General features: G+C 68.9%; 13 protein-coding genes. 6 read left to right on the forward strand and 7 right to left on the reverse strand.

What is annotated here, in order from left to right; translation table 11 throughout:
* Positions 1-51 precede the first annotated feature (51 nt).
* The gene (locus tag AB0I34_RS29495; RefSeq protein WP_360451335.1) at positions 52-1,701 is read right to left on the reverse strand and encodes a glycoside hydrolase family 13 protein; all 1,650 of its coding nucleotides are present in this window, start codon (positions 1,699-1,701) and stop codon (positions 52-54) included.
* A 189-nt stretch (positions 1,702-1,890) separates the two neighbouring features.
* On the opposite strand from AB0I34_RS29495, the gene sucC reads away from it, so the two are divergent.
* Together sucC and sucD are read left to right on the forward strand one after the other, a co-directional pair.
* The gene (sucC, locus tag AB0I34_RS29500; RefSeq protein ID WP_360451338.1) at positions 1,891-3,063 is read left to right on the forward strand and encodes an ADP-forming succinate--CoA ligase subunit beta; all 1,173 of its coding nucleotides are present in this window, start codon (positions 1,891-1,893) and stop codon (positions 3,061-3,063) included.
* 13 nt (positions 3,064-3,076) lie between these two features.
* Positions 3,077-3,967, forward strand: a complete 891-nt coding sequence (gene sucD, locus AB0I34_RS29505) for a succinate--CoA ligase subunit alpha (protein WP_360451341.1) — start codon at positions 3,077-3,079, stop codon at positions 3,965-3,967.
* Between the two features lie 65 nt (positions 3,968-4,032).
* On the opposite strand, the gene AB0I34_RS29510 is transcribed toward sucD, so the two are convergent.
* Positions 4,033-5,364: a hypothetical protein gene (locus tag AB0I34_RS29510; protein ID WP_360451344.1), complete on the reverse strand. Its 1,332-nt coding sequence runs from the start codon at positions 5,362-5,364 to the stop codon at positions 4,033-4,035.
* 175 nt (positions 5,365-5,539) lie between these two features.
* Here AB0I34_RS29510 and AB0I34_RS29515 point away from each other — a divergent pair, with 175 nt between their 5' ends.
* The 3 genes from AB0I34_RS29515 to purH are packed head-to-tail and all read left to right on the forward strand — an operon-like array spanning position 5,540 to position 8,998.
* Entirely contained in the window at positions 5,540-6,799 is a 1,260-nt protein-coding gene (locus AB0I34_RS29515) for a DUF6350 family protein (RefSeq protein WP_360451346.1), read from the forward strand.
* Between the two features lie 10 nt (positions 6,800-6,809).
* The gene (purN, locus tag AB0I34_RS29520) at positions 6,810-7,442 is read left to right on the forward strand and encodes a phosphoribosylglycinamide formyltransferase (protein ID WP_360451348.1); all 633 of its coding nucleotides are present in this window, start codon (positions 6,810-6,812) and stop codon (positions 7,440-7,442) included.
* A complete protein-coding gene (gene purH, locus AB0I34_RS29525) occupies positions 7,439-8,998 on the forward strand; it encodes a bifunctional phosphoribosylaminoimidazolecarboxamide formyltransferase/IMP cyclohydrolase (protein ID WP_360451350.1) in 1,560 nt (519 codons plus the stop codon). The genes purN and purH overlap by 4 nt, the downstream gene beginning before the upstream one ends.
* 117 nt (positions 8,999-9,115) lie before the next feature.
* Here the strand turns inward: purH and AB0I34_RS29530 are convergent, their stop codons facing one another.
* The 5 genes from AB0I34_RS29530 to AB0I34_RS29550 form a co-directional block, all read right to left on the reverse strand.
* Positions 9,116-9,592 (reverse strand): GNAT family N-acetyltransferase, encoded by a 477-nt coding sequence (locus AB0I34_RS29530; protein ID WP_360451352.1) that lies wholly within the window; start codon positions 9,590-9,592, stop codon positions 9,116-9,118.
* 12 nt (positions 9,593-9,604) lie between these two features.
* On the reverse strand, positions 9,605-10,366 hold the full coding sequence (locus AB0I34_RS29535; RefSeq protein WP_360451355.1) for a hypothetical protein: 762 nt from the start codon (positions 10,364-10,366) through the stop codon (positions 9,605-9,607).
* A gap of 6 nt (positions 10,367-10,372) precedes the next feature.
* Positions 10,373-11,269 carry a hypothetical protein gene (locus AB0I34_RS29540; RefSeq protein ID WP_360451357.1) on the reverse strand — a complete coding sequence of 299 codons (897 nt, stop codon included), beginning with the start codon at positions 11,267-11,269 and terminating at the stop codon, positions 10,373-10,375.
* Between the two features lie 126 nt (positions 11,270-11,395).
* A complete protein-coding gene (locus tag AB0I34_RS29545) occupies positions 11,396-11,665 on the reverse strand; it encodes a DUF3017 domain-containing protein (RefSeq protein WP_360451457.1) in 270 nt (89 codons plus the stop codon).
* Positions 11,666-11,702: 37 nt separating this feature from the next.
* Positions 11,703-12,560: a bifunctional methylenetetrahydrofolate dehydrogenase/methenyltetrahydrofolate cyclohydrolase gene (locus tag AB0I34_RS29550; RefSeq protein ID WP_360451360.1), complete on the reverse strand. Its 858-nt coding sequence runs from the start codon at positions 12,558-12,560 to the stop codon at positions 11,703-11,705.
* 183 nt (positions 12,561-12,743) lie between these two features.
* On the opposite strand from AB0I34_RS29550, the gene AB0I34_RS29555 reads away from it, so the two are divergent.
* Complete coding sequence (locus AB0I34_RS29555; protein ID WP_360451363.1) at positions 12,744-13,730, forward strand: pirin family protein; 987 nt, start codon at positions 12,744-12,746, stop codon at positions 13,728-13,730.
* Positions 13,731-13,742: the final 12 nt, after the last annotated feature.

The raw sequence follows: 13,742 nt of genomic DNA on the forward strand, positions 1-13,742 counted from the left end.
CTGAGAACGAAGGCCCGCTCACCCGAAACGGTGAGCGGGCCTTCGTCGTTCTCAGGCTTCGAGCCAGGCGGTGGTGTCCGGGGGGAGTTGGTTGTTGGTGAGCGGCTGGCTGCTCAGGAGGAGCTGCTGGTGGGGTGGAAGCGGGATGGGGGCGTCGCTGAGGTTGACCAGGCAGCGGAAGCCGTCGCGGGTGAAGGACAGGACGCCGGCTGGGGGTTCGTCGTCCCAGGTGAGGCGGCCTTCGCCGAGGGCTGGGTGTGAGCGGCGAATGCGGAGCGCGGCTTTGTAGAGGTTGAGGTGGCTGTCGGGGTCGTTGGCCTGGGTCTCGGCGGTCAGAGCTGACCAGTCGGCTGGTTGCGGAAGCCAAGGCTGGTCGGTGCCTGGGCCGAAGCCGAAGGGCGGCTCCGAGCCGCTCCACGGGATCGGGACACGGCAGCCGTCGCGGCCACGGACGGTGTGGCCGGAGCGTTCCCACGTCGGGTCGTCGAGAACGTCCTCGGGCAGATCCTCGACCTCGGGCAGCGCAAGCTCGTCACCCTGGTAGACATACGCACCACCCGGCAGCGCGAGCTCGAGCAGCGCCGCGGCACGTGCCCGACGGCGGCCGAGCTCCAGATCGGTCGGTACGACGCCCGCGCCGTCCAGCGCGTCCCGCTGATCCCGGCCGTACCGTGTGCGATGCCGGATCGTGTCGTGGTTGCTCAGCACCCAGGTCGCCGGTGCGCCGACGGCCCACAGGTTCTCCGTGGTGTGGTCGATGACCTCCCGCAAGTCCTTCGCGTCCCACGCACACTGCAGTACGTCGAAGTTGAACGCGGAGTGCAGCTCGTGCGGCCGCACGTACTGCGCCAGCCGCTCGGCCGGCGACAGCCACGCCTCGGCCACGAACACCCGCGGTCCTTGTGGCGTATCGGCGTACTCGTCGGCGATCGCCCGCCAGCGCTGGTGGATCGTGTGTACGCCGGGCTGGTCGTAGAACGGGTTGCCGACGTACTTCTCCCGCGTCGGTTCCCCGTTGTGCAGCGGTACGTCGGGCAACGTGGAGTCCTTGGCCATCGAGTCGGCCACGTCGATCCGGAAGCCGTCGATGCCACGGTCGAACCAGAATCGCAGGATCGCGTCGAACTCCTCGATCACCGTCGGGTTGTCCCAGTTCCAGTCCGGCTGGGAGATGTCGAACAGGTGCAGGTACCACTGCCCGTCGTCGATCTGCTGCCAGGCGCCGCCGCCGAACGCGGCCGGCCAGTTGGTCGGCGGCAGGCCGCCTTCCTTGCCGTCGCGGAACCAGAACAGGTCCCGCTCCGGAGAGCCCTTGCCCGCCGCCAGCGCGGCTTTGAACCACGGATGCTCCCAGGAGCAATGGTTCGGCACCAGGTCGATGAGGATCCGCAGGCCGAGCGCGTGCGCCTCGGCGATCAGCGCGTCCGCGTCCGCCAGTGTGCCGAACTCGGGGTTGATGTCGCGGTAGTCGGACACGTCGTACCCGCCGTCGAGGAGCGGGGACGGGTACCACGGGCTGATCCAGATCGCGTCGATGCCGAGGTCGGCGAGGTACGGCAGCCGGGCGCGGATGCCGTTGACGTCACCCGTGCCGTCACCATTGGCGTCGGCGAAGGATCGCGGGTACACCTGGTAGACGACGGCGCTACGCCACCAGTCGTCAGCTGGTCTGGTCCCAGAGTCGAACACTGGATCGGTCATGCGTCCCAGCCTGGCACGGCCTGGGAAGAATCCTGTGACGGTCGTCTCAGCGTGTACCCCGGCTGTTGCCGTGCCCGGCACGGTGGCTAGTCTCAGGCCGACGGAACGCGCCGGCGACCGTGCCCCTCCATTGGGTTCAGCCCGCCTGCCGCGGCCTACTCGAACAGGTGCGAGAGAGGGACCACAGTCGTGGACTTGATGGAATACCAGGCGAAGACGGTCTTCGCCAAGCACGGGGTGCGGACGACCGTGGGTGCGGTCGTCACGACTCCCGAGGAAGCCCGCGCGGCGGCCGAGAAGATCGGTGGCCGAGTGGTCGTGAAGGCCCAGGTGAAGACCGGTGGCCGCGGGAAGGCCGGTGGCGTCAAGCTCGCCTCCTCGCCGGACGAGGCGGAGGAGAAGGCCCGCGAGATCCTCGGGCTGGACATCAAGGGCCACGTCGTCAAGATCCTGAACATCGTGCCGGCCGCGGCGATCGCCGAGGAGTACTACTTCTCCTTCCTGGTCGACCGGGCCAACCGCAACTACCTCTGCATCGCGTCGGCCGCCGGCGGCATGGAGATCGAGGAGGTCGCGCACACCAACCCCGACGCGGTGGCGCAGATCTCGATCGACCCGGCCACCGGAGTGGACGAGGCGAAGGCGCGGGAGATCGCCACGGCGGCGAAGTACCCCGCCGACGTGATCGACGCCGTCGTACCGGAGATCGTCAAGCTGTACGACGTGTTCATCGCCGAGGACGCCTCGCTGGTCGAGGTGAACCCGCTGGTCAAGCTCGCCGACGGCAACGTCGAGGCACTCGACGGCAAGGTCACCCTGGACGAGAACGCGGACTTCCGGCACCCGGACCACGCCGAGTTCGAGGACGTCTCGGCGGCGGACCCGCTGGAGGCGGCGGCCAAGGCCAAGGGCCTGAACTACGTGAAGCTGGACGGTTCGGTCGGCATCATCGGCAACGGCGCCGGCCTTGTCATGTCCACGCTGGACGTGGTCGCGTACGCCGGTGAGGAGTTCGGCGGCCAGAAGCCGGCGAACTTCCTCGACATCGGTGGCGGCGCGAGCGCCGAGGTGATGGCGAACGGGCTGGAGATCATCATCTCCGACCCGCAGGTGGAGAGCGTGTTCGTCAACGTCTTCGGCGGCATCACCGCGTGTGACGAGGTCGCGAACGGCATCGTGCAGGCGTTCGAGCTGCTCGCGAGCCGCGGCGAGGCCGTCAGCAAGCCGCTGGTCGTCCGGCTGGACGGCAACAACGCCGAGGAGGGCCGCCGCATCCTCGACGAGGCCGGCCTGGCCGGTCTGGAGCGGGTCGACACCATGGACGGCGCCGCCAGGCGGGCCGCCGAGCTGGCTGCGAAGTAAGGGATCGCTGAACATGTCTATCTTCCTGACCAAGGACAGCAAGGTCATCGTCCAGGGCATGACCGGCTCGGAAGGCACCAAGCACACCACCCGGATGCTTGCCTCGGGCACCAACATCGTCGGCGGCGTGAACCCGCGCAAGGCGGGCCAGAGCCAGGATTTTGACGGCAAGTCGGTCCCGGTGTTCGGCACCGTCGCGGACGCCGTCAAGGAGACCGGCGCGGACGTGTCGGTCATCTTCGTGCCGCCGAAGTTCACCAAGGACGCGGTGCTGGAGGCCGTCGAGGCCGCCGTTCCGCTGGTCGTGGTGATCACCGAGGGCGTGCCGGTGCACGACACCGCCGCGTTCTTCGCCGCCGCGCAGGCGTCCGGCACCACCCGGATCATCGGCCCGAACTGCCCCGGCATCATCACGCCGGGCCAGGCGAACGCCGGCATCATCCCGGCCGACATCGCGGGTGCGGGCCGGATCGGTCTGGTGTCGAAGTCGGGCACGCTGACGTACCAGATGATGTACGAACTGCGGGACTTCGGGTTCTCCACCGCGATCGGTATCGGCGGTGACCCGATCATCGGGACCACGCACATCGACGCGCTGCAGGCGTTCCAGGAGGACCCGGACACCGACGCGATCGTCATGATCGGTGAGATCGGTGGCGACGCGGAGGAGCGGGCAGCCGCGTTCATCAAGGCGAACGTGACCAAGCCGGTGGTCGGCTACGTCGCGGGCTTCACCGCGCCGGAGGGCAAGACGATGGGCCACGCCGGCGCGATCGTGTCCGGTTCGTCGGGTACGGCGGCCGCGAAGCAGGAGGCCCTCGAGGCCGTCGGCGTGAAGGTCGGCAAGACGCCGACCGAGACCGCCAACCTGATGCGCGAGATCATGCAGGGCCTGACCAAGTAGGCATCAGCAGTAGCAAGCGGGACCTGCGGCATGGGCCGCGGGTCCCGTTGCTGTTTGCAGGGGGCTTACCTGTAGGCGACGGAGCGCTCGGTCGCGCGGATCAGCGTCTCCCGGAAGCCGCTGTCGGTGACGTCGAGGCCCTTCAGGACCGGGAACAGCAGGTAGACCACGCGATCTCCGGAGGCCGCGACACCGATCCGGTAGGTGAACTTCTTCCCGTCACCGGTGTCGAACGACGCTTCCCAGGTCTCGCCCTTCATCACGCTGGTCACGATCTCGCCGGTCGAGTCCACCTTCGCGTTCGAGACTGTCTTCTCGCAGCCGTCGACGTTCTTGCGGATCTGGGCGACGAAGGTGCTTGCCGCCTTCGCGGTCGCGAACTTGGCCACCGTGTCGTCCAGGCCGAACTCGGTCGGCACCTTCGCATCCGGCGTGAGGTAGGTCTGGGAGCCGTACTTGGTCGCCTTCGCCTTCTTCGGATCGAAGTTCTCGCACTGGGTGCCGGGGCCGGTCTTCGCCGGGGTGCTCACCCACGGCTTGTCGATCTCGGACAGCACTGGCAGGTCGACCGGCGCCATGAACCCCGGGGCCTCGGTGCTCGGCAGCAGACTCGGCTTCGCCAGCGGTGCCGCTTTGCTGCAGCCGCCGGACTGCGCGCAGATCCGCTTCGCGGCCGCAGCCGCCGCGGCCAGTACGGCGTTCGGCGGGGGCGGCGTCCCGGCGATCGTGTCGTGCTCCAGCACCATGGTCGCCTGACCGGCCACCGAGACGGCGATGGTCTTGTACTTCGTCTTGGTGCCCGAAGGCTGCCCGAACACGGCGATCCAGCCGCGCTCACCGACGCCGGTGGTCAGGTAGCTCGCGGACAGCCGGGTCTGCTTCTCGGAGTTGCACTGGCCGAGCCAGCCGACGATCGAGGTGTACGCCTTGCCGGCCGCGGCCGCGTCGTTCGAGACCTCGACGTACTGGACCGCGGTCTGCTTGGTGGCCGTGTTCTGGAACGTGCGGACCCAGGTGCGCAGTCCTGCCGGGTCGGCGAACCGCTGGGACTGGCACGCGAACGCGCGGTCCGGCGCGGTGCTGCCGTCGGCGGTCTTGGTGATCGTCCAGGCCCCGGTCGCGCCCAGTGGCTTCGCGGTGGCGCCGTCGAGCAGGGCCTTGTCGTCGGTGAGCACATTCGAGTCGGCGGACTTGTCGTCGGAGGCGCCACTGGCGTTCGCGCCGGGTGAGTTGTCGCCGCCGAACGCGTTCAGGGCGGCGACACCGCCGCCTCCGACCAGAAGAACGACCGCGATACCGGCCGCGATCGTCTGGTTCCGCTTACGCGCCTTCTGCCGGCGCGCCTCCCGGGCAGCGGCACGACCGCCGCCGCGCGGTGCGCGGTGGGAACCGGCCAAAGCTCGACCTCCTGACTGATTCCACCCGACAGTACCGGGTGGATCCCGGTCGCCCACAGTCAGCTACCCGCCGGCGAGAGGGGGTGAACCGAGCGTGAGCAAGCGCGCCGAAGTCTTCCATATCCGGCGTGTCAGAACGAGTGGCATCTCGCGGCAGGGTGACGATGGGAGTCAGATGACCGACATGTTGAGCCGCCCGGGCGCCCGTGACGGCGGACCACACCAGACGCCCGGGCCCGCCCCGTCCGACGTCGTCGCCCCGACCAAGCCGGTGGTCCTGTCGGCGGCGCTCTCGGCCGGAGCCTGCCTGCTGACCGGTCTGCTCACGTGTGCGGCGGTGGCCGTGATCGGCTGGCTGGCCGCGACGTTCGGCGGCGCCTCCGGAGCTCTCCGCGCCGGCGCATCCGCCTGGCTGGTCGCGCACAAGGCCGGTGTGACGCTCGGCAGCGGTTCGCTCACGGTCGCACCGCTCGGTCTGACGTTGTTCTTCGGCTGGTGCCTGTACCGCGGCGGCAAGTCCGCGGCCAGGAACAGCGCCGCCGACCGGACCGGGGACCTGATCCTGCTGTCCGGAGTGTTCGCCGTCGTCTACGGCCTGGGCGGGCTGATCGTGGCGCTGCTCACAGCGGATGGATCGCTGAAGGTGCACCCGCTGGCGGCGTTCCTCGGTGCCGGGACGATCGCGTTCGTCGCCGGGACCCTCGGCATACTGGTCGAGTCCGGTGCGGCGGCGGACATCGCCGATGCGACACCGATCGGTCTCCGCGACACCGTGCCGGCCGCGGCGGCCGCCGTCCTGACCGTGATCGCGATCGCATCGATGCTGTACGGCGTACTGCTCGCGATCCATTTCTCCCGCATCACCGGCATGCTCGAGCTGCTGGACGCCGGTGTGATCGGATCGGTCGTGCTGTTCGCCATCTGCCTGATGCTGGTGCCGAACATGATCCTGTACGTCGTCTCGTTCCTGGCCGGACCCGGCTTCCAGCTGGGCGTGGGTACGACGATCGCCCCGACCGGAGTGGATGTCGGCAATCTGCCGGCGCTGCCGCTGCTGGCCGCAGTACCTGAAGATGGCGCAACACCGACCTACCTGCTCGCATTGACCGCTCTGGTCCCGCTGATCGCTGGCGTCGTGGCCGGGCTGGTCGTGGTGCGGCGCGGTCTGGTCGATGAGGAGGCGGATGCGCTCGGGTGGGACGCGTTCGCGCTCCGCGGTGGTATCGCGGCTCTGATCGCGGGCGTGATGCTCTACGTGCTGATGGCGTTGTCGGGCGGCTCGGCCGGCCCCGGTCGGATGTCGGCCGTGGGGATCCCGGCCGCGTTGCCGGCGGCCGGCGTACTGGCTGCCGGGATGGCGATCGGGGCGGCGATCACCGCCGCGGTGATCGCCTCCCGCCGACCGGCTGACGTTGAGGCGGACACCGCGGGATAAGGTTTGCGGCGTGACAGACCCGGTTGCGCCCACTCCTGAACCTGCACGCCTCGTCGTGCTGGTGTCCGGATCGGGATCGAATCTGCAGGCCTTGCTGGACGCCTGCGCCGACCCGGCGTACGGCGCTCGCGTCGTCGGCGTCGGCGCCGACCGGGACGGGATCGCCGGGCTGGACCGGGCCGCGACCGCCGGTGTGCCGACGTTCGTGCACAAGGTCAAGGACTACGCCGAGCGGGTCGAGTGGGACCGTGCGCTGACTACGTCGGTGTCCGAGCACAAGCCCGATCTGGTCGTGTCGGCCGGCTTCCTGAAGCTGGTCGGCGACGACTTCCTGGCCGCGTTCGGCGACCGGTACATCAACACCCACAACGCGCTGCTGCCCGCGTTCCCCGGCATCCACGGGCCGCGGGACGCGCTCGAGTACGGCGTGAAGGTGGCCGGCGCGACGCTGTTCTTCGTGGACGGCGGCGTCGACACCGGGCCGATCATCGCGCAGGTCGTCGTGCCGGTCGAGGACGACGACACCGAAGAAACCCTCACCGAGCGGATCAAGGAGGTCGAGCGCCGCCAGTTGGTGGAGTGGGTCGGCCGGCTGGTCCGCGAGGGCTGGACCATCACCGGACGAAAGGTTCGACTGAAGTGAGCACCGACCGCAGGCCGATCCGCCGGGCGCTGATCAGCGTCTACGACAAGACCGGTCTGGAGGAGCTCGCGACAGCACTGTCCGCGGCCGGCGTCCAGCTGGTGTCGACCGGTTCCACCGCGGCCCGGATCGCGGCGGCCGGCGTACCGGTGACCAAGGTCGAGGAGCTGACCGGGTTCCCGGAGTGCCTGGACGGGCGGGTCAAGACGCTCCACCCGAAGGTGCACGCGGGGCTGCTGGCCGACGTACGCAAGAACGAGCACGTCGAGCAGTTGGCAGAGATGCGCGTCGAGCCGTTCGACCTGCTGGTGAGCAACCTGTACCCGTTCACCGAGACCGTTGCGTCCGGTGCGTCGACGGACGAATGCATCGAGCAGATCGACATCGGCGGCCCGTCAATGGTCCGCGGTGCGGCCAAGAACCACGCCAACGTTGCCGTCGTCGTCTCGCCGTCCCGCTACCCGGAGGTCATTGCGGCGTTGGCTGCCGGTGGATTCAGCCTGGAGGAGCGGCAGCGGCTGGCCGTGGACGCCTTTGTGCACACGGCGTCGTACGACGTGGCCGTCGCTTCCTGGATGGGCAGTGCGCTCACCGACACCTCCGACGGCAGCGGGTTCCCGGCCTGGGCCGGTGCGACTTGGGAGAAGGCGGCGGTACTGCGGTACGGCGAGAACCCGCATCAGCCGGCGGCGCTGTACACCAACGGTCGTGGCGGTCTCGCCTCCGCGGAGCAGTTGCACGGCAAGGAGATGTCGTACAACAACTACGTCGACGCCGACGCGGCCCGGCGTACCGCGTATGACTTCAGTGAGCCGGCCGTCGCGATCATCAAGCACGCGAACCCGTGCGGCATCGCGGTCGGCAAGGACATCGCCGAGGCACACCGCCGCGCCCACGAGTGCGACCCGGTCTCGGCGTACGGCGGTGTGATCGCGACCAACCGGCCCGTCTCGGTGGACCTGGCCAAGCAGGTCGCGGAGATCTTCACCGAGGTGCTGGTCGCGCCGGCCTACGAGGACGGCGCTGTCGAGATCCTTCAGGGCAAGAAGAACATCCGGCTGCTGGTGGCGGCCGCACCGACCGACGGCGATGCCGTTGAGATGCGTGGGGTCAGCGGTGGGCTGCTGATGCAGCACGTCGATCGCTTCCAGGCCCCTGGTGACGACCCGTCCGCGTGGACGCTGGCGGCCGGTTCCGCGGCCTCGCCTGAGGTGCTGGCCGACCTTGCGTTTGCGTGGAAGGCGTGCCGCGCGGTCAAGTCCAACGCGATCCTGCTCGCCTCCGACGGCGCCTCGGTCGGCGTCGGCATGGGCCAGGTCAACCGCGTCGACTCCTGCCGTCTCGCCGTCTCCCGCGCGGGTGAGCGCGCCGCCGGCTCCGTGGCTGCCTCAGACGCCTTCTTCCCCTTCCCCGACGGACTCGAGGTCCTGATCGAGGGTGGCGTGAAGGCAGTAGTCCAGCCCGGCGGCTCCATCCGCGACGAAGCCGCCATCGAAGCCGCAGAGAAGGCCGGCATCACCATGTACTTCACCGCCACCCGCCACTTCTTCCACTGAGCCCGAGCCGCTGACGGCTTCGGACCGCGGACACCAAGTGGGGTCCCCGGACAGGAAATACCCTGTCCGCGGACCCCACTTCCTGTCCGAGACATCCGCTGCTGGTGCGCTCTTGCCTTACCCGTTGAGGTCGTGGCGGAACATCACTTGGTGGCCGTCGGCGCGGGTGGTGCCGTCGGCGTACCAACCTGTTGATTCGTAGAAGCGCTGGCCCTGGGGGTAGTCGGCCAGGGTCCACAGGATGGCTTGCTGGTAGGCGGCGAGCGCGTCGAGTGCGGTGCGCATGAGGTTGGTGCCGAGGCCGGTGCGCCAGTGGGCCGGGTCGACGGCGATCGTGTCGAGCTCGCCCAGCTGGGGATCGACCGGATCGCGGCTGGGCCCGATCCCGACCAAGCCTGCGATGGAGCCGTCGGCTTCGGCGACCCACCAGCTGGTGCGGTCGCTGGCCAGATCGGTTGCCCAGCGTTGGATCCGGCCCGCGTCGGCCTCGATCGGTGGCATCAGGCCGGTGAAGCCTGCGTTCCAGGAGTCGACATAGATCTCGACGACTCGCGGTGCGTCGTCGGCCGTGGCTGCACGGATCTGAACGGTCACGGCGTCAGTCTGCTACACCTGGAATGGCTGGGAGTCGACCAGGGTCAACCCAGGTTCGGGGCCTAGATACCTCAGGGTCGGGTGTTGACGGCTGTTCTGGTTGCTGACGCGTTTCATTGCGGCCATGAACCACGAGCGGTACGTGGTTTCGGGTCGTGCGTCCCACGTTTGTTCCAGGGCATGGCTGAGCAAGCCGCGTCGTTGGTGTGCGGGACCGGTTTCCTGGGCCGTCTCCGCGCTCAGGGATGCGGAGACCGCCAGCCGGGACGGCCCGGCGCCGGTGAGCACCTGGTAGAACAGCGGCTCGGGGCGGGTCAATCCGAGGACCAGCGTGTCCGATCCACAGGTGTCCGCGACCGAGACGATGCGCGCACCGGTCGGGCATTTCGCCCACAGCTCCTGGAAGAAGTCGTCCAGCAGCGGGCCGTCCGAGCACGCGAAGACCTCGTCCTTCAGATCCTGTTCCGGGATCGGGTCGCGGTCACGGACCTGGAACCCGTGACCGCACAGAACGAGGATCATCAAGTCGTCAGGCTGCAGCTGGCCGACGACTTTGGTGAGCCGGTCCTTGATGACGGCGACCCTGGTGTCGTACTCAGTCACCCATGCGCGAACGGTCAGGGACTGCGCAGGGATCACACCGGGCAGGAACCCCTTGTACCAGGCGATGTCGTTCAGCACACCCTGCAACGACGCGAAGGAATACCGCTCGCCGTCGTACCTGAAGGCTTTGGGTGCAGGGACGCCGATGAGGACGACGATCGCATTCCCCATGACGACTCAGCCGGCCGGCGAGGCCGACGGTGCGACTGACGAGGTGGCCGGCGCCGATGGATTGACCTGCGGGTCCGCGCCGGACTCGGCACCGGCCAGCCGGATCGCGATGAGCGATGCGACGACGAGGATGGCGACACCCGCGGACAGTACGGCGATCGTGCCGCGCAGGAGCCGAGCTTTGTCGAGAACCTCGGCGACGCCGTCGAGGGCGCCACGCTCGGCGATGGCCTGCTGTGCACGGAGACGTCCACGAGTCTCCAGCGCCGCCAGCCAGAGCCCGCCGAAGATGATGATCGCGCCGATAGCCGCCAGGATGAGAGCCAGCACGCCGGAGAACCGCTGCGCCCAGGTGCCCGTGATCTGTTGGTTGTCCCCGACGGTCGACACCGTCCCGGGGAGATCGATGCCGAACATCAGGACAGTCAGCAGGAGCACCACCAGGACGGCCGCCACAGCAGCCGCGATGCCACTGATCAGCGCGAACTTCGGATCGTACTCACCGGGCGCGATCTCGGCGACCTTGTCCTCGTCGTCAGGTTCAGCCTGCTCCTCAGCCACACGCTCCACCACACTGACGGCGGCCGGCGGTAGTGCAGTTCCGTTGACCGTGGCAACCACCTGATACTCGCCCCACGAGTCTTTGCCCGCAGTGAAGACGTGTTTGCCGGCTGTCCTGGGCACAAAGGGCGTGCCGGCACGGGTCCACGCGTACGTCGCGGATTCGTTGGCGGGATCCACCTCCGCGGTCAGCGTCACCTCCGTATCGGACGGAACCTTCAAGATCATCTGACCGCTCTCCGGGTCCGGCGTCGCCGGCGAGTCCCCACCTTCGGCCGACAACTTCACCTTGACTCTCGGCGTGCCCTGATCTTCAGCCGGCAACGTGACTTGAGTAGTCATCCCGGACGCCCCCCGCCCCTGATGGAATCGATCCCCCGAACGATGCCGCGATGGTGACACGCAGTAGCCGCGATGTCTACGGCCCGACCCCGGGCGATACCTCTTCGCGACCTAGTGGGATGTCACTCAGTTGGGGACGATGAGGCCCAGGGCGGCGATGGCGGCGCCGGCGGCGATCAGGAAGGCGGTGTCGAACATGCGGCCGCGGACGTGGAGGAGGCCGGCGGCGGTGTCGGAGAGGGTGGCGCGGAGCAGGCCGGCCAGGACGACGCTGCCGGCGAAGATCAGTACGCCGTTGCGCCAGTCGTAGAAGGTGAGGATGACCAGCCCGGTCGCGGCGACCAGGAGCGAGACCACCAACGGCCATTCGCTGCTGCGCTGAGCCTCGCCCGCCATCAGCACGTCACGCTCTTCTCGTTCCGTCCCGGCCGGGTCACTGCGCCAGGCTCGCTTCGGCGGCCTCGACCACGTTGGTCAGCAGCATCGCCCGGGTCATCGGGCCGATCCCACCCGGCATCGGCGCGATCCAGGAAGCCTGCTCGCGGGCGGCGGCCTCGATGTCGCCGACGATCTTGCCCTCGGCGTTCCGGCTGGTGCCGACGTCCAGCAGGACAGCGCCCGGCTTCACCATGTCCGCGGTGATCAGCCCGGCCGACCCGGCGGCGGCGATCACGATGTCGCCGGTGCGTACGACGGACGCCAGGTCGGTGGTGCCGGTGTGGCATTGGGTCACGGTGGCGTTCTCGCTCCGGCGGGTGAACAGCAGACCCATCGGGCGGCCGGCGGTCACGCCCCGGCCGATGACGACCACATGCGCGCCCGCGATCGGAACGTCGTACCGGCGGAGGAGTTCGACGCAGCCCTTCGGAGTGCACGGCAGCGGGCCGTCCTGGCCGAGGACGAGCTTGCCGAGGCTGACAGGGTGCAGGCCGTCGGCGTCCTTGGCCGGGTCGATCAGGCCGAGGATCGTGTTCGTGTCGACATGCTTGGGCAGCGGGAGCTGGACGATGAAGCCGGTGCAGTCCGGGTTCTCGTTCAGCTCGCGGACCTTCGCGGCGATCTCGTCCTGGGTCGCGGTGTCCGGCAGTTCGACCTGGATCGACGCGATCCCGACCGCCGCACAGTCACGGTGCTTGCCGGCCACGTACGCCCGGCTGCCCGGGTCGTCCCCGACCAGGATCGTGCCGAGCCCGGGCACCACGCCCTGCTCGGCCAGCTTCGCGACCCGGACCTTCAGCTCGTCCTTGATCGCCGCCGCGGTGGCCTTGCCGTCCAGAATCTGCGCCGTCACAAAGCAGGAGTCTGCCATGCGGACCGCCAGGCCATCACAACTGCCACCCAGCGCCGAGCTCACGTGGCGCGCCCCGCCGCGCCACGTGATTGTGATGGCGTGGCGGTCCGGGAATCCACCAGGCCTTGCCGCGGTTGAGGCAGATAGTTTATTCTTGAACTACTGAGCAGCGAGGAGACCACCATGCCCGCCGTGACCGTCAGCGACATCACTGTGCTGCCCCGCGTCCACCAGCCGGATCCGGCCGTCGCGCACGAGCGGGCGGTGAAGTCGGTGACGTCCGCGCCGAGCGGCTTCGAGGGTGAGGGATTCCCGGTACGGCGTGCGTTCGCCGGCGTCGACCTCCGCGACCTGGACCCGTTCATCCACATGGACCAGATGGGTGAGGTCGAGTACGCTCCGGGCGAGCCGAAGGGCACGCCGTGGCACCCGCACCGAGGCTTCGAGACCGTCACCTACATGCTCGACGGGATCATGGAGCACCAGGACTCCAACGGCGGCGGCGGTGTCATTTCGAACGGCGACACCCAGTGGATGACCGCGGGCAGCGGGCTGCTGCACATCGAGACCCCGCCGGAGCATCTGGTGCTGAGCGGCGGCTTGTTCCACGGCATCCAGCTGTGGGTGAACCTGCCGAAGGTGCAGAAGTGGGCGCCCCCGCGCTACCAGGACATCCGCGGCGGTGACGCTGCCCTGCTGTCCACGGAGGACGGCGGCGCGCTGATCCGGGTGATCGCGGGCTCGGTCGACGGCCATGACGGCCCCGGCTCGACCCACACACCGATCACGTTGGTCCACGCGACCGTGAGCCCGGGCGCCGAACTGGTACTGCCGTGGCAGCCGGACTACAACGCCCTCGTCTACGTGCTGGCCGGTCAGGGCACGGTCGGCGCCGAGCATCGCCCGTTCCGCAAGGGCCAGCTGGCGGTCTTCGGCCCGGGTGACACGATCCGCACCGCGGCGAGTACGACGCAGCCCCAGGCGGAGCCGAACCTGGACGTCCTGATCATCGGCGGCCGCCCGATCCGCGAGCCGATCGCGATGGCTGGGCCGTTCGTGATGAACACGCGCGCCGAGGTAGTCCAGGCCTTCGAGGACTTCCAGGCCGGCAAGCTCGGCTCGATCCCCGCCGTCCACGGCGCTCCGACGGAACTGCGCAGTACCGAGTAGCGTGTCCTGGAC

The sequence above is a fragment of the Kribbella sp. NPDC050281 genome, from assembly GCF_040655855.1.
Lineage (GTDB): Bacteria > Actinomycetota > Actinomycetes > Propionibacteriales > Kribbellaceae > Kribbella.

Excerpts from the sequence above, each read along its gene's own strand:
- AB0I34_RS29495 (WP_360451335.1), bottom strand. The coding sequence starts at position 1,701 with ATGACCGATCCAGTGTTCGACTCTGGGACCAGACCAGCTGACGACTGG.
- sucD (WP_360451341.1), top strand. The coding sequence starts at position 3,077 with ATGTCTATCTTCCTGACCAAGGACAGCAAGGTCATCGTCCAGGGCATG.
- AB0I34_RS29515 (WP_360451346.1), top strand. The coding sequence starts at position 5,540 with ATGACCGACATGTTGAGCCGCCCGGGCGCCCGTGACGGCGGACCACAC.
- AB0I34_RS29535 (WP_360451355.1), bottom strand. The coding sequence starts at position 10,366 with ATGGGGAATGCGATCGTCGTCCTCATCGGCGTCCCTGCACCCAAAGCC.
- AB0I34_RS29540 (WP_360451357.1), bottom strand. The coding sequence starts at position 11,269 with ATGACTACTCAAGTCACGTTGCCGGCTGAAGATCAGGGCACGCCGAGA.
- AB0I34_RS29545 (WP_360451457.1), bottom strand. The coding sequence starts at position 11,665 with ATGGCGGGCGAGGCTCAGCGCAGCAGCGAATGGCCGTTGGTGGTCTCG.
- AB0I34_RS29555 (WP_360451363.1), top strand. The coding sequence starts at position 12,744 with ATGCCCGCCGTGACCGTCAGCGACATCACTGTGCTGCCCCGCGTCCAC.